The following is a 16,889-nucleotide window of genomic DNA, read 5'->3' as shown; positions in this document are numbered from 1 at the left end:
CGGCGGGTAATCGAGTGAGTCCGCATCGTGATCTCAGCGCGTTGTGGATCGCCTGCACGTACTCGGCGCGGGTCCATCCCATCGCTGTTGCCAGGGTGAGGTCGGTGCCGGCGGCCTTGTCGGCGATGTCGATCAGAAGCAGCGCCCTGTTCATGACCGGGCCAGCGCTTCGGTGATGTCGGCGGGTGGTGTCCACAGGCCGAGCGCGCCTTTGCAGGGGATCGGTTCGGCGAGCTGGCGGGGGTTCTCGAGGACCAGGTGTGTGATGCGCCGGCCTTGGCGGCTGGCGGCTGCGTAACCTTGCTCGCCCCACGGTGCGCAGCATCCGGCGGTGTAGTGGCAATCGACGAGGTCGACGACGCCGATGATCGCGCCGGCTTCGTCGGCGAGCCGAGTGTCGTCGGCGTGCTGCCGGAAGGCCGCGCGGACGAGCGGACTGTTCTCGCCGCGGTCGGACCAGCGCATGCCGGCGTGGATGGCCAACGGGCCGCGGTACTTCCAGAGCTGCGTCCGGTTTTCGATGTTCTTGCCGTGGAAGATCGCCCACGCCCACGGCTGCTGCACGGTCAGTGCCTTCATGCTGCGACCTCGCTGATCGGGATGAGATGCCACAGCGCCGCAGCGGCCTGCTGCGGGCAGACGCCGTTGCCGATGATGCGGAGCATGTCGTTGCGGGAGATGCCGGGCACGGCGGTGACCCAGCCGGCGGGCCAGCCCATCATCCACTCGGGGAACGGCGCGGACAGACGAGGATTCCCTTTGGTGTTCGGCTCTGTCGGTGATGGTGCGGGGCGGGTCAACGACGCCCATCGCGTGATCGCGGGGGCGTATTTGCCCCACTGGTCGGTCCCGTGTAGCAGCGCGAAGTCGATCAACTGGCGACTGTGTCCCTCGCGTTGATCAGGGTGCTGGCCGCCCCCAGACCCGTCGCTCGCGTTCGGCGTCGGCAACAAGTCTGTGATGCTGTCCAACGACGGCCGGACCGCAGCATCGTCACTCGCTGAGCGGTTCCGGCCTGACCGTGATGCGGCGGGCGTCGGCAGCAGGTCTAAGGAAACAGGCTCGCGCCCAGCACTTCCGCCAGCGATCCATTCCCGTCCGCAACGTGCGCCCGGGCTGCTGGCGCCGTCATCGACGCATGTCCGTCCATCGCACGCGGACTCGGCAGCAGCGCAACTTCCGCGCCGAGATTCCGTGCGTGTCCGTTCCCCGTCGCCGGTTGCGTGACTGGTGTCGGCAGGAGTTGCGACGACAAACACCCGCTCCCGGAAGTGCGGAGCTCCGACACTGGCAGCGGATACAGTCGCCCACTGCGCGTCATACCCGACGTCGCAAAGGTCTCCGAGTACGGCTCCGAGTGCTCGGAGAACAGGCTTAGCGTCGCTGTCTCCCATAGCTGTCGCTTGGGGTTCCACTGTGCGATTTGCTTCGACACTGAGCAGGTTCCTCACGTTCTCGATGACCACTACGCGCGGCCGCAATTCATCGATTGCCCGGGCGAATTCGGACCAGAGACCTGATCGCGTACCGGCGCCCATGCCTGCGCGCTTTCCCGCAGCGCTGATGTCCTGGCACGGGAACCCGCCGCACAGCACGTCGACGGGTTCGACGGTCGACCAGTCGACGGTGCTGATGTCGCCGAGGTTGGGCACGCCCGGCCAGCGGTGCGCGAGCACCTTCACGGCAGCGTTTGGCCTCCGGCGGCCGTTCTTGTCCTCGATGAAGTCGAGCTCGCAATGCCACACGGTGCGGCCGCTGAAGACGTGCTCGACGGCGATATCCAGCCCGCCGGCGCCAGAGAACAGGGATCCGACCTTCACTCGTGGCCGCCTTGGAATCGCAGGCGTTGGCCGGTGACTTCGAGCTTGCGGGTGGTGACCTTCGTGGTGTCGGTGGCTTCGTCGTAACGGGCGCTGGTGATCTCGTGCATGACGCCGTGCGCGTCGGGGCCGAGCCGTGTGCCGGGTGCGAGTTGTTCGGTCTGGTCGCCGCGGTAGCTCATGAGCGCTTCACGAATCTGCCGTCTGCGCCGCGGTTCCGGACGATCTCGGCGCGTGTCCAGTGTCCTGGCGCGTACACCGCGACCGAACCGCAGCGGCCTGTCGACAGGATGAGCACGCCTTCGGGCGTCACCGTGTAGTCGTCGGCGAGCGGGTGCCGGTGCGGCTCTTTCGGGCTGGTGTAGCCGGTGTGCACGTGGACGGCCATCAGGCGTCCCCTTCCCATGGCATCGCGGCCCGGGTGATGCCCGGCAACTGAGTCACCGTGAACGGGGCGTGGTACTTCACGCCGAGCTGCACGAGCCACGTGACGACTTCCGCTTCGATCGACGGGTCGCTGACGTCCGGCCAGACCGGTTCCGGCTCGGCGGCCAGCTCGGGGAACAGGGCGGCGAGATGGGGGCGGCAGCGTTCGATCGCTTCGCCGATGCTGTCGACGCCGTCGATGTCGTTCGGCTCGGATGTCGGGACGTCGCCCGTCATGAAGCCGAGGATGTCGTACACCTGCTGTAGGGGGCAGAAGATTTGGTTCTCGTCGCCGTGGAGGACGGTGACGACGGCACCGATTTCGAACTGGCGGGTGAGCGGAGCGGTCATCGGGGATTCCCTTCTGGCCTGGCGGTTTTGACCGCTTCGATGACTTCGACGCCTCGCTGGGCGCCGAGTGCGCCGAGGTCGGCGAAGGGGTCGGGGCGGGGGCCGGCCAGCGGATCCGGGTGTGCGACGACCGTGGCGACCTTCTGCTGGGCCGCGGTCAGGAACATCGCGAAGGTCTTCGCGGCCAGGTGACCACCGGCCAGCCACGAGACGATGGCGGTCGGTAGCAGCCACCACGCCGAGTAGATGATCGCGGCGGCGATGATGGTGCCAAAGGCGATGAGCGAGAGCAGCAGCGCGACGATGGCCGCGCGCTGCCGCTCCGCAAGAGCCGGGGTGTGTCGCATCAGTCTTCGCCACCCCCGGTGTCGACCGAACCGTCTTCCTCCGTGGGCCCGCCGGTGACCGGGTCGGTCGGGTAGAGCTCGCCCTGATTGGGGTCGGCGCCGTTGGTGGGTTTCTTTCCGGGCTCCCAGCCGTCGAGGATCTTGACCGTGCGGACTGGGATCAGTTCGCCTTGCGCGTTGCGGGCGTTGCCGTCTCGGGTGACCTGCGCCTTGAGCATGATGATGAACGTCTCGTCCATCTCCGGCACGGTGTCGAGCCGAATGGTGCGAGATCCAAACGAGAATCCGATCGGGGTGCCGCCGGTGTCGATGTCGTCGAGCGCGTTGGTCGACTTGTGATCCGACGCTGTCGTGGCGTCTTTACCCATGTTGTGTTTCTCCTTCGGTGGTGGTGTCCTGCTGCGGCGCAGCAGCGTTCGGGGGATGCCACCGCTGATCGGTGACAGTGAGCGTGACCTGCCGGCGGTCCGGGCCCATGGGGGTGCGGACTTCGACGATCTGCGAGTCGTCACCCTTGGCGGTGTAGGCGATCTCGCGGATGTCGCCGAGCGTCAGCGGCCCTTCGGGCGTGAACGCGTCGCCGCGCCTCACTTTTCGTCCTTCGTGGCGTCCTCGGCGGCTTGCTGTGCTTCGTACTCGGCCACGGTGGCGGCGTTGATCCACTCGGTGACGTCGGCTTGCAGGGTGCCGGCCTGCTTGCGGGAGATCAAACCATTTCGGAGCTTCTGAAGCTCGTCGTCGGTCAGTTCTTTCGTCGACGCGAGAGGGCGGCCAACGATCTCGCGGCAGACGATGAGGCGGTCGTCGCGCTGGTCGTCGCCGTTCAGGTCGAGTTCGCCGAACGTCGCGAATATCGCCTTGTTGTGCTGGTCGCGCATCGACTTGCGCAGATCCGAGGTCGGCGCGTCAGCGGGGGATGGCGCGGTGGCCTGTTCCGGTTCCGGATTCGCGCCCGGATCCGAGGGCGATTCTTCGGATATCACTTCGCCGTCGACCACCTGGCCGCGCTGCTGCGTGCGGCGTTCACGGGCCGCCCGGGCGGCGGCCGCACCGGAGCCGGGCCGCCGTGGCTCGGGTGTTCCTTCCTGCTCGACGTTCCCGTCCGGGTCGATCACGGTCGGCTGAGCGGCGTCTTCGAGGATGAGCCCGGAGAAGTCATCTGGGTATGCGCGCCGCCAGGCCAAAGCTTCGGCGCACTTCGCGATCTGATTGCGGGGCATCTTGCGCCACATCGAATTCGGCTCTTCGCCAACGATCTTCCGGTTGCGCCCTTCGCCTTCCCAGATCGCGTTGGTCTGGACGAACTCGTCGAAGTGGGCGATGCCTTCGAACGGTTCGTCGTTGCGGTAGATGACGTAACGCGCGGCGTGCGGGACGCTGCCAGCCGGCCAAACTGTGCGCCAGTGCTGGATCACCTGTCCGTCGTCGGTGACGTGGAAGTCGTCAGCACCAGTGAAGTACGGGCCCTCGAATCGCAGGCTGTCACCGAGAGTCTTCGCGGCTTCGCGGCCGTTGCGTCGGTACCCGTCGATGCCGGTCTGGATCGTGTACTTCGTGACCCACTCTTCAACCTTGCGCCGGCCTTCGCCGCTCGCGTTGTCGACCCACCTGGTGATCTTCGTGTTCCGGCCGATCATGTAGATCTGCTTGCGGAATGGATCCAAACCCGTTGTGCGGCAGTAGTGGAAGAACAGATTCAGGTCGCCGTCGGATGCGTCTTCGACACCGAGCGCCCGCAGGATCGCGAGCTGGTCTTCGTTGAAGCGCACCTGCTCCGGCTCGATCGTGGCGAGTGTCTTCGCGCCGGCTTCCCGCTGTGCGCGTTCCGCTGCGGCGAGCAGATCTTCGGCCTGGTCCTCGGCTGTGGCGGTGGTGGTGTCGGTCATTTCTTCCCTTTCGCGGAGTAGAGCGCGACGGATCCGCGCGATGACGGCTGCCGGCGGGCGATCAGCGCGCCGTTGCAGGTGGCGAACTGTGCCTTCTTCATGGCGTCGAGCACGCGGGACTTCGCGAGCCGCGCTGTCTCTTCGGCTGTTTTCAGATCGGTTGTGGCGGCGACGAATTCCTCGGCAAGTTCCGCGGTCAGCTCAACTTCGGTGTCCCGTTCAATCTCGGGATGTTGGGCCCGGATCGCCTCGTACGTCGGCACGCTTCCGTCGAGCTCGGGCGGGATATCGCCGGCCAGCGAGTCCCAGAAGCGGCGGCACTCGTCGATGATGAACACAACTTCCTGCTTCGCTGTGCCGTCGTACCAAACCTCGTAGATGCGGTCCTGGTAGTACGGGCCGAGGGCCAGCAGGTGCCCGGGCTGATCGGTCCAGCCGGTGAATACCATCTCCATCAGCACCTGTGTCCAGTAGTCGCCGGGCAGGTCGCCGGTGAAGTCGTCGCCGAACTTCTCCATGTCGGTCAGGTCGCGGGCGAGCTTGATCTGAAGGACACCGCGGGAGCGGCCGCGGACGCGCCGGCGGTCGAGCGTTGCGAGAGCGGGGAATCCGAAGTGCTCGGGGTCGACGACGAACTGCACTTCTCCGGGGGACAGGCGCCAGCCCGGCATCCGGCGGCGGTAGACGTTCGCCGCGTACGGCTCGATGTCATGCCCTGTGTCGAAGGCGTCCTTCGGTTCCTCGGCCGGGATCAGGCCCTTCATCCGGAGCCAGAGCGATCGCGGCGATTCCCAGCGTGACAGACCCATGATGGCGCCGACCTTGCTCGGCGAGATGGTGTGCAGATGTGCGTCGGATCCGGGCTGAATCCACCCCGGGTCGCGGGGCGTGTTGACCGCGATGTGCTTGATGCTCACCAGTGATCACCGCCCGTGATGGCGATGTAGAGGTCCCAGCACCATTCGACGTCGCCCATGGCGGTGTGGCGGTCGTAGTCGGCCGGGTTGATGCCGACCGCCCGGGACAGGGCGTCGGACTTCCACGGCCGGGGGATGAGCTGACCGCGGGCCGCGAGCCAGCCGACCGCGTTCCCGGGCACGTCGAACGGGTGATAGTGCCAGCTCGGGGTGATGCCGCACCGGCCGAGCAGGCGGTCGATCTTCTCCATGTCGAATGCCGGGTTCGATCCGGCGATCACCGCGTCGTCGCGGACGATGTCGGCGATCGCGTTCGCGGCGAGCTTCGGCGGCACGGCGTCGCTCTCGTTGTAGCGGCGGGCGTAGTCGTCCCGGAACGACTGCGGCAGATCAGGATCGATCAGCTTCGGGTCGTGGATGATCTGGAAGTGCTCGCTGGCGACCTGGTCGCCGTTGTCGTCGACGCGGACCGCGGCGAACTCCCAGATCGGCGCCCGGCGCGATGTGCCCAGCGTCTCGGTGTCGAGGAAGACGGTCGTCATGGCCGCACCGCCCGGCGTGCGCGCAGGGGCCGGCACTTCGGGCAGCGCCGTTCGATCCGGGCAGGCTCCCTGGACTGTGCGTGCACCGCGCAGCGGGGATCCGATGCGTCGTGGAACTCACGGTTTCCGTGCGGCTTCCGGCTCATGCGTACACCCGCCCGCGCACCGAAATGTAGATGCCCCACCGCCAGAAGATCAGCGAGAACGAGTGGACGTCATACTTCGCGTTCGGCCGGTCGGGTAGGTAGAACTCCGGGATGTCTTCCTGCGCCAGGTCGAGCGAGAAGCCGAACTGAAGACCGCCGTGCGAGCCACCTTCGTGCTCACTCTCGGCCAACAGATCACCGACAATGAGGCGGATCCGAGTGCCGCTGTACTCGTAATGCGCATTCCACCAGGGGTGTTCGTAGGTGGACTCGTCTTCGGGATCCTCGGGGAGGATCGAGAACAACTGTTTCAGCATGCGATGGCGTCCTTCACGCGGTTGATGTCGAGTGACTGGTCGGGCACGGGCTCGCCCGACATGGGGCAGTACGGGCGGCGGCCACGGATCCGGCGGCCGGAATGAAGTTGGTATCGGCCGTCTTTCGTCAGTCGGGCTTCAAGTCCGCACATCACGCACTTCATGAAGCGCTCCGCTCGATACGGCGGATCCGCAACTTCAGCGTCTCGGTCGTGATGCCGAGACGCTTCGCGATCTCGGCGTCGGTCCGGCCGACGTGCTCACGGTGATCAGCGACGATGTCGAGGAAGTCGGAAGGCACCGAGCGGGACGGCTTCAGCACGACGCTGGGATCGCCTTGCGCGTCGGGATCGTCGATCTCGCCGTCCTGCCATGCGAGCGGCGGCAGCCATCCGCGAGCAGCAGCAATCCGGCGGGCAGTGTCGGCATGTGGGCCCTGTGGCAGCGGCTGCGCACCGAGCGTCTGGTATGCGGCATCAATCCGATCGAAGGTCTCCGGCCGTACCCACGCGGCCGACCCGGTCAGGTACTTATGTAGGTTGATCTGGTAATTCGCTACTGCGCCGGCGATTTGGCTGCGCGTGTAGCCGAGCGCGGCGAGCGCGCGGATCCGACGGATGGCGCCGATCGGGTTCATGTGAGCCGGGCGATCGACATCCGGGTTCACCGCGAGAATCGCGCGGGCGATGCCGGCAGTCGTCCGGATGCCGTAGCCGCTCGTGATGCGCCGGACTGTGCGGGCCTGCACGCCGGACAGTTGGCCGATCCGGATTACACCCATGCCTGCGGCCCGGCAGCGTTCAATGTGGGCGCGGACGATCTCGTTGTCTACGGGCCGGTTGTAGGCGAGCCACGCGCGGTAATGCTTCTTGCACATCCCACGTGACCACTCGGCCGGCGCATTCTGGCAGCGCTCCGTCGCGCTGCATGTCGGGTCGGTCACGGGAGTGCTCCGACGCCGAGCATGACTGTGCGGGAGTACATTTCGACGAGCTCGCCGAGCGTGTACGTCGGCTGCGGCGGCTCTGCGGGCGTGTTATCGGCGATGTCGTCTACACTCTTCGGCATTGGGGTTACCTCCCATGGATGGTTAGGAACGCCGGTCTCGATGCAGCGGGGCCGGCGTTTCGCCGTTTCAGTTGGAGTCGGACGAATCGTCCGGATAGACCAGATGCCCGGGGCATTCCATTTCGGAGCAGCGGTAGGTCTCGGGGCGCGCCGGGCCGGAAGGATCGCCCGGCCCGGCGCTGGCATCTCCGGCTTCCCCACCGGTGATGCCCTGGTCCCGAAGTCCATACGACGCTCGCGCCATTCGGACGAATAACTCGCGCAGGCCGCCCGGAATCGGCGTCAGCGGAAGGCTTTCCCACGCGCGCGCGTGATCACCGTGCGCGGCGTAGTACAGGCACGCGGCCCGCTCTTCGATGTCCTCGTCGGACACGGCCCGCTCGGATGCGATCTCGCGCTCGTTCATCGCGACGAACACTTCGGCGATCGCCGATAGCGCAGTGGCAGCTTCGCGCAGCACGTCGATGGCCTGTTGCTCGTAGGCCGACATCTGCCGGCGCTGGTCGACGCGGGCCGCGGCTTCGCGCTGCGCCTGCTTCTCGGCCTGCTCGTCCGGCGTCTCGTACGCCGCACCCCACGCCATCAGCGGGCCTCGGCTGCGTCGCGGACGTCGCCGAGCGTGGCCGTGTTGAAGCAGCTCGCGCAGACGTGCGTGTTCAGGAACGGGACGACGCAGTCGGTCGACGTGCACACGACGCACGCGACCAGCTCGACGATGGCGGGGCGGTAGGTGCCGGTGTAGACGTCCCAGCGGGCCGCCCACGCGCGCGCTTCCTCGATCGCCCGCGCGAACTCAGCAGGCAGCGCGGCGACCTCGTCGGGCAGCAGCCGCCCTGACCATCCGTCGCCCATGTTGATCTCGATGAGTCCGCCGTTCACCCACACAGTGAGATAGCTCGCCTCGTCGCGCCAGATCGGCGCCGGCGGCGCATCGGCCGGCGGCGTGTCGGTGAGGGTGGTCGGCACGTCGAGCGCGTTCCGGGCCGCGGTCACGCGCTGGCCTTGCCGGTCAGCAGCGCGTCGATGTCGTCAGGGTGGAATCGGTAATGCCCGCCTGGTGTGGCGACGGCGGGCTTGAGCTTGTTTTCTGCGACCCACTTCCGCACAGTGGAGGGCAGCACTCCGAACTTGTCAGCGACTTGAGAAGTCGTCATATACGTGACTTCGGGCATGCGGATAGGTCTACATGACGTGAGAAGTCGCGTCAAGCGCGAATTGCGGGAATTAAGCGCGGAACATCACGCATGAGCACCTGTTGCGCGGTATGCGCGAGTTGTGCGATATTCGCCGTATGACTACTGATGCGAGTGTGGAACGGTGGGTGCCGGATGCGAGCACCTTCGGTGCGCGCTTGGCGCTGGTTCGTCAGCGCATGGGCTGGAATATCAAAGAGGCCGCGATCGCATGCGCTCTACCCGCAGGCTCGTGGCGTGAATGGGAGCTGTCCGGCCGTCGTCCGCGCGACCTCGACGAGGTCTGCCTGAAGATCGCAGACCGGACGGGCTGCAACGACTACTGGCTGATGACCGGCCGCACATCGCCCAACGGCGGGGGCGACGGCGGTCCTCGCATGGTGCCCCCACCAGGGCTCGAACCTGGGACCTGCGGATTAAAAGTCCGTAGCTCTACCGACTGAGCTATAGGGGCGTGGAGGAACAGGATACTGCCTGCCGTCGCGGGGCCGCCGCAGGGCCGGGGTGAGCAGCGCGAGGGGACCCCGTTTGGGATTTCTGGCGGCCGTGTCCTAAGCTATCGAAGCTCCCAACGGAACGAAGTTGCGAGTACCCCGGAGGAATTCGGATTAGGCCCCCATCGTCTAGTGGCCTAGGACGCCGCCCTTTCACGGCGGTAGCACGGGTTCGAATCCCGTTGGGGGTACGCAACGCGGAAACGCGGAGCACGCAGGAAAAGCAAGGCCCTGTGGCGCAGTTGGTTAGCGCGCCGCCCTGTCACGGCGGAGGTCGCGGGTTCGAGTCCCGTCAGGGTCGCAGTATTGCGGCGTAAGGCTTGCTCGGTCGAGAGACCGGCGCCTTCCGGCCAGGTAGCTCAGTTGGTACGAGCGTCCGCCTGAAAAGCGGAAGGTCGCCGGTTCGATCCCGGCCCTGGCCACCATATGTGAACCCCGGCTGGCGCAGCGGGTTTTGTTTCGTCCGTGGTCGGGCTCCGCTTCCGGCTGCTGAATCGTTCAACACTCGAAGCCCCCTCCACCAGCGATGGAGGGTAGTACCCGCCGAATTGCCGCTTGTTCTGCCGCGCGCGTAACGGATCGTGCTGGCGTCTTAGAACCATTCACCGCCCGATTGGCGGGCAGTGGCGGTGTGATCTTGGACTAAACTCTGCTTTCGGGTAGGGGGAAAGTTGTCAAGAACATTCAAACCATTGCAGGTAGATCCAACTGAGCTGCACCTTGTAGCTGGTCAGATTGAGGGTCACGCAAGCGATTTCATGGCAACGCATCACGCCGTGCACGCGCAGGCGAGCCAGGCGGTCTTGGGCACCGGTTTGGCGAGTGCAGCCCTGCCGGCGATGCTTGCTGCCTGGGACGCTGACAGCGTTCGCTATGGCGAACATTTCGCCACGCACGCAAGTGGCCATCGTGAGGCTGCGGTTTCCTATTTGAAAACCGATGGTGACGGCGCCGGCGCGATCGACGGCGCTGGCTCGGCGCTTTAAGGCGGTCGGATGCCGCTGACGTTGAAAGAGCTTAAAGATTGGCCACCCGAGATCGCGGACCTTGCGAGCTCTGCTCGCGAAGCCGCAGGGAACCACACGAAATCGGCCGAGTTCTACCGTTCACTGATGAAGGCGTCCACCTGGGAAGGGGACGGTGGAAACGCGGCCCGGGTAGGGATGGAGACAACCGCCCGGGAACACGAAGCCACGGCGGAAGACCTGGCCAAAGGCGCCACGGGAATGGAGCACGCCCACAAAGACGCCGTAGATGTGGCGCGAAGAATCAAGAGCATCCTCGACTACGCAGCCGAGAGCCCTCCGGTGGAAGTAAACGAGTCCACCAATGAGGTGATACCGCCGGACGTAAGCCACATGACGAAGGAGTACGCCGCGCGGGTGGCAACAAAGGTTGCAGACTTGCGGGCGGAGATTGCGGCCGTACTTGCGGCTGGTGAACTTGTAGACGCCGATCTGGCTCGGGCGATTGCGGCCGCGACTGGCGGTTCAACCCCTGATTTGAAGGATGGTGCCCCTACGCCGTTGCCCGATGGCACGGTGAGGCGCGACGACCCGGCCCGGGTGCGTGCCTCAGCGGAGGCATTCGAGAAGGTGTTTGGCCGATTGCCTACAAGTCCGAGTGACTGGTCTACCGCTGAGGCGCTCAACCCGAACAGTTATGACCCCAAGTACCAGGGCGTTGGACCCCAGATCAAAGTGGTGAGAATTAATCCAGTACCTGGCCAGGGGGTCGTCCGCGCCTCGCAATATATCGAGCAGAGAGATGTGATCAGCGGGCCAGGCACTCGGGATTTTGGGAATAACAGGACGGCCAGCCCGAGCTTTGACCCTGAAGACACGAAGGTTACGACTTATATCGATTATGAGAACGGCATTGTTGTCATGCGACAGAATCCGTCGGTCGAACTTAGTAGCGAGGGCGGGCCGGGCCAGGTCAAGATCGGTACACCGGAGGGCAAAGTATGGCAGACACCGGACGGGGCGGTTCGCATCCAATATGACGCTGCGAACCCATTTGCGCCAGGCATTGCCAAGGATCCGCCTTGGCCAGCCGGCGATCACGCCTGGACTGTCAACGGCGATCTGGTGTTCACTCCGCAACAAGGGGGTGTCCGCGTGGACGGAACGCGAACGGATTATCCCTCTTTCGAGGTCTATCAAGACCTGCCGAGTGGGTCAACGCGAACGGTCCTCATCGATCCAGCGGCCAGCGGTGCAGGGTGGGGGCCGATCGCTAACCTGCCCTACCACCACGACGTTGGTGCGGGAGGAAGCGCGTTCGCGCCTTTTGATACAGGTGGATGGAATCCCAAATACGATGTCAAGATCCCGCTGCCGTCAACGCCCTTCGGCTCTGCGGCAAACCCTCCGTCAGTGCCCATTCCGACTGGGCCCGCGCAATTCTGAGCAAGGATCATGACAGCCTCCACCGCTCAACCAGATAGCTCCCGCGTGTGGTCCTCCGCGACGTGGTCGGCACCCTTCACGGCCCAGCTTGTCCTGGGCGCGATGCTCATCGCTCAGTGGGCGCTGGGAAAGCTATCCCTGTTTCCAGAACACGAACGCGCTTGGTTCTTGACCGGTCTGGCCGTCAGCACGGTGGTGATGGTCTTGTTCGGGGGTGTCTTGCTCACCCGACGGTCGCCGCGAGCTCGGGGATTCGCGCTTAGCGTGATCGGCTCGTCCGTTGTCGTTCTTCTGGGGGGAATCATCTTCAGCTTATGGGTATTGAGATGGTGACTGGGGCATCAATGACACTGAAGTACGGGCCAGCCAGTTTTGTTGCCGCACTTGCCAATATCCTTCTCGTTAATCTTTGCATTTGGCTCTTTGTCTTGGGCATGTTCGGCGGGTACCAGTATTACCTGCCGCTCTTGACTCTCGATTTAGTCATCTCGTACGTATTGACGTTACGTCGCGGAACATATGCCCAAGTGGGCCGCGGAATGCTGATCGGTTGGCTATCGGCCCCCCTGTCACTGGTCATATTCATAGGCGTGTTCAGTATCGGCAAGGCGATCGGAATCTAGCCGGCACAGAGTCGAAGATTCTCACAATGGTGCAAGTCACGGGCAACGCTCTGGACTGGCACAGCGTCCGTCCCACACTGCGGCGATGCTCGGACGACGCATCGTCGACGGCCCCCGATCCGCTTGGCGGCTGCGCAGGAGATCCCCGCCAGAGATACGCCGCCGGGGGCTCGGCGGCCGCTGTGGATCGACCGTGGGCAGTATTGGCGCTACCGAAGGCGGCGCTAACACGATGGCGCGTATCTCGCGCGTGTGCGACAGCTTGTGCTCCGACGCAGCGCTGGTGTCGATCGATTCCAAGTGGCTGCACCGAAGACAAGGCCGCCGGGTCGTCTATCAGGCGGTCAGACGACGGCGTTGGTGCCGGTGACGAGGAACGCGTTGTCAGCCAAGGGTTTCAGCTGACCGCGTCGACGGCGGCCAGGATGTCGGGCACCTCGCTGCGGGTGGTGTAGTTGGGGTGCACGTCGATCCACCGGATGATGCCCGCCGCGTCGAGGACGACGACGGTGGGCATCGGCAGAGCCTTGCCACCGTCGGCATTCACCTCGGTGAGGTCCAGCCCCAACGTGATTTGTGCGGCAATTGTGTCGGGCGAGGGTTCGGTCAAAATCCCCAGAGCGGTGGCGATCTGATTGCCTGGATCTGACGCCACCGAATAGGACAGGTCATTGGATTCGGCGGAAGTCAGCGAACCGTCGGGCTTCTGTGGGCTGATCGCGATCAACTCGACGCCGCGCTCGCTGAGCGCGGGAACCAATTCAGATTGGTAGGTGCGTAACGCGATGTTGCAGTAGGGGCACCACGCCCCGCGATAGAACACCACCACCGCCGGGCGGCCGTCGCGCAATCGCGTCAGCGACGTCGGGGCACCGTGCACGTCGAGCAGCTCGCCGTCGGGCATACCGGTTCCCGCGGCAACGACATCGAGCGGAACGCCTCGAGCCTCCAGTGCGGCTTGTTCGGCGGTGAAGGCGGATACGACGTCTGCGGGCAGCCTCGCCGCGGAGCCAGCAGCCACGGCGTGGGCCTGCTCGCTGATCGTAGGTGTGTGCGTAGTCATCTCGGCCTCCGCCTGGTCTATTGGATCAATCACTCCAGAAAACTCCGCTGTTTTTGGATTGTCAACTCCAAAAAGATAGAATCGTCAGATGACCACCCCGAAGGGGCGGGCCACCCGCGATCGCATCGTGGCCACCGCGGCAGCGCTGATGTATGAGCGAGGGGTCGCCGGGACCAGTACTGAGGATGTTCAGGCCGCGGCCGGAGTCAGCGCGTCGCAGCTCTACCATTACTTTGCGGACAAGCGCTCGCTCACCCGCGCGGTCATCGACTATCAGGCAGACGCGATTCTCGGGTTTCAGGAGTCGATGTTGGCGCGGGTCGACTCTCTCGACGGGCTGCGCAACTGGGCCGCGGCCATCGTGGACATCCAACGTAGCAACGGGTTTCGCGGTGGATGCCCGCTGGCCTCGCTGGGTAGTGAGCTGGCCGAAAGTGACAGCGCCGCAAGGGAAGATGTCGAGGCTGGCTATCAGCGTTGGCAAGCCGCGATCCGCAGCGGCCTCGCCGCCATCCGCGACCGCGGCGGGCTGGTCGACAGCGCAGATATCGACCAGCTGGCCACGGCGCTGCTGACCTCACTGCAAGGCGGACTGCTGCTCGCGAAAGTGCAGCGCGACGGCACACCATTGAAGACCGCACTCAGCACCGCTATCGACCACGTCGCGACATTCGCCGCCGCATGACCATCCCAGGGTGGTCACGCCTTGTGTTGACCGCTCCGCGATCAACCGACAGAAGTGGACACCGCCATGGACGAAGCCCCGACGTTGTCACAGTTCGCCTTGCATGCCTACGACAAGTTGCGTTACGCCGATACTGATCGGCAAGGGCACGTCAACAATTCGGTCTTTTCGACGGCGCTGGAAACCGGTCGCGTCGAACTTCTCTACGCTTCCGACGGTGGCATCGTCGAACCGAACAAGTCCTTCGTCATTGCCCGTCTGGAGCTGGACTTTCGGGGGGAGTTGATCTGGCCAGGCGAGGTCGCGATCGGCACGAGCGTTGAGTCGGTCGGCCGCACCTCATTCACGCTGGCGCAAGCCCTGTTTCAACGAGACCGATGCGTAGCCATCGCGCGTACGGTCATCGTGCAAGTCGACGACGAGACTCACCGCGCGACACCCCTGAGTGCGGTCGCGGCTACCCGCCTCGTGAATCTCCAACCCTGAGGATGACCGTGGTGACCAACACGGCACGGTTGCGTCCAGCAGAATGCTGTATGAGTCGGACTTGATCAGCGGTTCCCGGTGTGTCGATCCACGCGTGACTTCCTCGCGTCACATCGCCTGCGCGGTCACCGGCGACTGCGTCCGCACGTGCAGCCGGGTGCGGTCGGCGCGGAACAGGTCAACCGAGTACTCGAAGGCACGGCCGCGCTGGTCGAATCCCCGGCGTTCCAGTTTCAGGACCGGCGTGCCGGCGGGCCGCCCGAGCAGCTTGCCTTCCGCGCTGGAGACGCTGGCCACCTCGATGGACTCGTCGGCGACGCAGATCTGCAGCCCGAACTGCGTATGCAATGTGCGGTAGACCGAGGTCATCCCGGTGCGCAACACGCCGGCCAACTCGGGCCGCAGATACATCTGCTCCAGGGAGAGCGTCTCCCCGTCGGCATGCCGCAACCGCAGCAGCGACACCACCGCCTCGCCGTCGGCGACCCCGAGGGCCGAACTGACCGGTTCCGGCGCCGCCACCAATCCGGCCCGGATGACGGTGGTGCCGTCCCGGAAGCCCTGATCGTGCAGGATCTCCGGGATACCTTTCACGGTGTTCAAGCTGCGCACGATGCTGTGTGACTGGCAGAACGGCCGGGCCGCCTGCGGTGACGCGTCGCGTTGGGTCACGTTGGTCAGGTAGGCGCCGCCGGCACGGCCCTTGACCCGGCGAATCCGCTGCTCGCGTTCGAGCAGATCAAGTGCCCGGCGCACCGTGGTCCGCGACATTCCCAGGCGTTCGGCCAGCGCGCGTTCGGTCGGCAACCGGTGCTCACCGCGCTCGGCGAGTTCGTCGGTCAGCCGACGCAGGGCCTGCTGCGCTTGCTCGTGCACGAGCATGACGTACCCCTTCCTGCGCTACCCGCGCGGAGACCGTCATGTCACGCTAGCCCGGGCATGTCGTGTCCGCGTGTTCGCGATGTAAAGATCCGCGTCGGATGTGTTACGCAACGTTTACAAGTGGCTCGATGAACCAGAAATGGTTCATCCCAAGGGTGTTACGTGTGAGCGACAACCGTGCTGATCGTGTCCGGCTCGCCCTCGAGCTGGCCGAGGTCGCCGGCGATATCTCCCGCCGGTACTTCGCCACGCCGGACCTGTCGGTCCAGGCCAAGACCGATGGATCGCCGATCACCCGGGCCGACCGGGAGATCGAGTTGGCGATGCGCGAGGCGGTGGCCGACGCGTTTCCTTCGGACAGTTTCACCGGCGAGGAATACCCCGACACCCAGGGCACCTCGGCGTATCGGTGGATCGTCGACCCGATCGACGGAACCAAATCCTTCATCCGCGGCGTACCGCTGTATGCCAATCTCATCGCCGTCCAGGAGCATGACGAGATCGTCTTCGGGCTGATCAACCTGCCCAGCGCCGACACCCTGGTGCACGCCGAGCGCGGTGGCGGGTGCTGGCGAAACGGCGCGCCGGCGCGGGTTTCGCGTCACGACGCCCTCGACGGCGCGTACGTGATGGCCACCTGGCTGGAGGACTGGGATCCCGGAATCATCGACGGCCTGCACGGCCAGGGTGCCGTGGTGCGCACTTGGGGCGACGCCTTCGGATACGCGATGGTGGCCTGCGGACACGCCGACGCCGTGGTGGACTACCGAGCGCAACCCTACGACCTGGCACCGATGCCGGTCATCATCGAGGAAGCCGGCGGCCGCTTCACCAGCCTGGACAGTCGACGCGTATTCGACGCCGGCAACGGAATCGCCAGCAACGGTCTTCTCCACGACACGCTGTTGTCCCATGTGGGATCCGAAACCCCCGAGCGACAAGGAATTCCATTGTGAAAGATTTCATTCGCGGGCTCAGCCGCCGGTCGATCGTCATCTTCTTCGGCACCCTCTATGCCGTCGCGCTGCTGTTCGCCATCTTTCCGCCGCTCTACCTGTGGGGCAGCGGTAGCACCGCTGTGGTGCTCGGCATCCCGTTCGCGATCATGTACTGGATCATCGACGCCCTGGTGCTCGGGCTGACCTTGACGGCCTTCTACATCGTCGAAGACATCCGCGGCGAACTCGACGACGACTCGCTGGAACCGCTCGCAGAAACCCTCGGAGGCTGAC

26 protein-coding genes and 4 tRNA genes are annotated in these 16,889 nt (G+C 65.1%); 10 read left to right on the top strand and 20 right to left on the bottom strand.

Annotated elements, in window-relative coordinates; genetic code table 11:
* Window positions 1-150 precede the first annotated feature (150 nt).
* The 18 genes from AWB94_RS12880 to AWB94_RS12800 all read right to left on the bottom strand — a co-directional run bounded on the left by AWB94_RS12880 (window position 151) and on the right by AWB94_RS12800 (window position 9,467).
* Window positions 151-579 carry an ASCH domain-containing protein gene (locus AWB94_RS12880; protein WP_062655697.1) on the bottom strand — a complete coding sequence of 143 codons (429 nt, stop codon included), beginning with the start codon at window positions 577-579 and terminating at the stop codon, window positions 151-153.
* A complete protein-coding gene (locus AWB94_RS12875) occupies window positions 576-1,820 on the bottom strand; it encodes a DNA cytosine methyltransferase (protein WP_062655696.1) in 1,245 nt (414 codons plus the stop codon). The genes AWB94_RS12880 and AWB94_RS12875 overlap by 4 nt, the downstream gene beginning before the upstream one ends.
* A complete protein-coding gene (locus tag AWB94_RS12870) occupies window positions 1,817-2,002 on the bottom strand; it encodes a hypothetical protein (RefSeq protein ID WP_062655695.1) in 186 nt (61 codons plus the stop codon). The genes AWB94_RS12875 and AWB94_RS12870 overlap by 4 nt, the downstream gene beginning before the upstream one ends.
* Window positions 1,999-2,208, bottom strand: coding sequence for a hypothetical protein (locus tag AWB94_RS12865; RefSeq protein WP_062655694.1), 210 nt, complete (start codon window positions 2,206-2,208; stop codon window positions 1,999-2,001). The genes AWB94_RS12870 and AWB94_RS12865 overlap by 4 nt, the downstream gene beginning before the upstream one ends.
* Complete coding sequence (locus tag AWB94_RS12860) at window positions 2,208-2,597, bottom strand: hypothetical protein (RefSeq protein ID WP_062655693.1); 390 nt, start codon at window positions 2,595-2,597, stop codon at window positions 2,208-2,210. Before AWB94_RS12860 ends, AWB94_RS12865 begins: the two co-directional genes overlap by 1 nt.
* On the bottom strand, window positions 2,594-2,944 hold the full coding sequence (locus AWB94_RS12855) for a hypothetical protein (protein ID WP_062655692.1): 351 nt from the start codon (window positions 2,942-2,944) through the stop codon (window positions 2,594-2,596). Before AWB94_RS12855 ends, AWB94_RS12860 begins: the two co-directional genes overlap by 4 nt.
* A complete protein-coding gene (locus AWB94_RS12850; protein WP_062655691.1) occupies window positions 2,944-3,312 on the bottom strand; it encodes a hypothetical protein in 369 nt (122 codons plus the stop codon). The genes AWB94_RS12855 and AWB94_RS12850 overlap by 1 nt, the downstream gene beginning before the upstream one ends.
* On the bottom strand, window positions 3,305-3,535 hold the full coding sequence (locus AWB94_RS12845) for a hypothetical protein (protein ID WP_062655690.1): 231 nt from the start codon (window positions 3,533-3,535) through the stop codon (window positions 3,305-3,307). The genes AWB94_RS12850 and AWB94_RS12845 overlap by 8 nt, the downstream gene beginning before the upstream one ends.
* Window positions 3,532-4,830, bottom strand: coding sequence for a recombinase RecT (locus AWB94_RS12840; RefSeq protein ID WP_062655689.1), 1,299 nt, complete (start codon window positions 4,828-4,830; stop codon window positions 3,532-3,534). The genes AWB94_RS12845 and AWB94_RS12840 overlap by 4 nt, the downstream gene beginning before the upstream one ends.
* Window positions 4,827-5,747, bottom strand: coding sequence for a YqaJ viral recombinase family protein (locus AWB94_RS12835; RefSeq protein ID WP_234811728.1), 921 nt, complete (start codon window positions 5,745-5,747; stop codon window positions 4,827-4,829). The genes AWB94_RS12840 and AWB94_RS12835 overlap by 4 nt, the downstream gene beginning before the upstream one ends.
* Entirely contained in the window at window positions 5,744-6,289 is a 546-nt protein-coding gene (locus AWB94_RS12830) for a 3'-5' exonuclease (protein WP_064961271.1), read from the bottom strand. Before AWB94_RS12830 ends, AWB94_RS12835 begins: the two co-directional genes overlap by 4 nt.
* Window positions 6,290-6,431: 142 nt before the next feature.
* Window positions 6,432-6,752: a hypothetical protein gene (locus tag AWB94_RS12825; RefSeq protein WP_062655686.1), complete on the bottom strand. Its 321-nt coding sequence runs from the start codon at window positions 6,750-6,752 to the stop codon at window positions 6,432-6,434.
* Window positions 6,753-6,912: 160 nt separating this feature from the next.
* On the bottom strand, window positions 6,913-7,695 hold the full coding sequence (locus AWB94_RS12820) for a hypothetical protein (protein ID WP_131805231.1): 783 nt from the start codon (window positions 7,693-7,695) through the stop codon (window positions 6,913-6,915).
* Window positions 7,692-7,820 (bottom strand): hypothetical protein, encoded by a 129-nt coding sequence (locus AWB94_RS36100; protein ID WP_264021027.1) that lies wholly within the window; start codon window positions 7,818-7,820, stop codon window positions 7,692-7,694. Before AWB94_RS36100 ends, AWB94_RS12820 begins: the two co-directional genes overlap by 4 nt.
* 67 nt (window positions 7,821-7,887) lie before the next feature.
* Complete coding sequence (locus tag AWB94_RS12815) at window positions 7,888-8,403, bottom strand: hypothetical protein (RefSeq protein ID WP_062655684.1); 516 nt, start codon at window positions 8,401-8,403, stop codon at window positions 7,888-7,890.
* The gene (locus AWB94_RS12810; protein ID WP_062655683.1) at window positions 8,403-8,813 is read right to left on the bottom strand and encodes a hypothetical protein; all 411 of its coding nucleotides are present in this window, start codon (window positions 8,811-8,813) and stop codon (window positions 8,403-8,405) included. Before AWB94_RS12810 ends, AWB94_RS12815 begins: the two co-directional genes overlap by 1 nt.
* Window positions 8,810-8,992, bottom strand: coding sequence for a MerR family transcriptional regulator (locus AWB94_RS12805; protein ID WP_062655682.1), 183 nt, complete (start codon window positions 8,990-8,992; stop codon window positions 8,810-8,812). Before AWB94_RS12805 ends, AWB94_RS12810 begins: the two co-directional genes overlap by 4 nt.
* Window positions 8,993-9,391: 399 nt before the next feature.
* Window positions 9,392-9,467: transfer RNA gene (locus tag AWB94_RS12800), tRNA-Lys, on the bottom strand.
* A 158-nt stretch (window positions 9,468-9,625) separates the two neighbouring features.
* Between AWB94_RS12800 and AWB94_RS12795 the strand changes: the two genes are divergently transcribed.
* From AWB94_RS12795 to AWB94_RS12770, 6 genes are all read left to right on the top strand, one after another.
* A tRNA-Glu gene (locus AWB94_RS12795) sits at window positions 9,626-9,698 on the top strand.
* A 36-nt stretch (window positions 9,699-9,734) separates the two neighbouring features.
* Window positions 9,735-9,808 (top strand) — tRNA-Asp (locus AWB94_RS12790).
* Window positions 9,809-9,855: 47 nt separating this feature from the next.
* A tRNA-Phe gene (locus tag AWB94_RS12785) sits at window positions 9,856-9,932 on the top strand.
* A gap of 246 nt (window positions 9,933-10,178) precedes the next feature.
* A complete protein-coding gene (locus tag AWB94_RS12780) occupies window positions 10,179-10,493 on the top strand; it encodes a WXG100 family type VII secretion target (protein ID WP_131805230.1) in 315 nt (104 codons plus the stop codon).
* 9 nt (window positions 10,494-10,502) lie between these two features.
* Window positions 10,503-11,918, top strand: coding sequence for an Rv0964c family protein (locus AWB94_RS34620; RefSeq protein WP_131805229.1), 1,416 nt, complete (start codon window positions 10,503-10,505; stop codon window positions 11,916-11,918).
* Window positions 11,919-12,232: 314 nt separating this feature from the next.
* Window positions 12,233-12,541: a hypothetical protein gene (locus tag AWB94_RS12770; protein WP_131805228.1), complete on the top strand. Its 309-nt coding sequence runs from the start codon at window positions 12,233-12,235 to the stop codon at window positions 12,539-12,541.
* Window positions 12,542-12,938: 397 nt separating this feature from the next.
* Here the strand turns inward: AWB94_RS12770 and AWB94_RS12765 are convergent, their stop codons facing one another.
* Window positions 12,939-13,604 (bottom strand): peroxiredoxin-like family protein, encoded by a 666-nt coding sequence (locus AWB94_RS12765; protein WP_062655678.1) that lies wholly within the window; start codon window positions 13,602-13,604, stop codon window positions 12,939-12,941.
* 88 nt (window positions 13,605-13,692) lie between these two features.
* On the opposite strand from AWB94_RS12765, the gene AWB94_RS12760 reads away from it, so the two are divergent.
* Window positions 13,693-14,289 carry a TetR/AcrR family transcriptional regulator gene (locus tag AWB94_RS12760; RefSeq protein WP_062655677.1) on the top strand — a complete coding sequence of 199 codons (597 nt, stop codon included), beginning with the start codon at window positions 13,693-13,695 and terminating at the stop codon, window positions 14,287-14,289.
* Between the two features lie 66 nt (window positions 14,290-14,355).
* Window positions 14,356-14,775, top strand: a complete 420-nt coding sequence (locus AWB94_RS12755) for an acyl-CoA thioesterase (protein ID WP_062656115.1) — start codon at window positions 14,356-14,358, stop codon at window positions 14,773-14,775.
* 108 nt (window positions 14,776-14,883) lie between these two features.
* Here AWB94_RS12755 and AWB94_RS12750 read toward each other — a convergent pair whose 3' ends face one another.
* Window positions 14,884-15,657, bottom strand: coding sequence for a GntR family transcriptional regulator (locus AWB94_RS12750; RefSeq protein ID WP_062655676.1), 774 nt, complete (start codon window positions 15,655-15,657; stop codon window positions 14,884-14,886).
* 164 nt (window positions 15,658-15,821) lie between these two features.
* Between AWB94_RS12750 and AWB94_RS12745 the strand changes: the two genes are divergently transcribed.
* Window positions 15,822-16,613 (top strand): inositol monophosphatase family protein, encoded by a 792-nt coding sequence (locus tag AWB94_RS12745; RefSeq protein ID WP_062655675.1) that lies wholly within the window; start codon window positions 15,822-15,824, stop codon window positions 16,611-16,613.
* A complete protein-coding gene (locus AWB94_RS12740) occupies window positions 16,610-16,888 on the top strand; it encodes a hypothetical protein (protein WP_062655674.1) in 279 nt (92 codons plus the stop codon). The genes AWB94_RS12745 and AWB94_RS12740 overlap by 4 nt, the downstream gene beginning before the upstream one ends.
* Window position 16,889 lies beyond the last annotated feature (1 nt).

The organism is Mycolicibacterium canariasense, assembly GCF_002101555.1.
Lineage (GTDB): Bacteria > Actinomycetota > Actinomycetes > Mycobacteriales > Mycobacteriaceae > Mycobacterium > Mycobacterium canariasense.
This window is presented reverse-complemented; position numbering and strand designations above follow the sequence as displayed.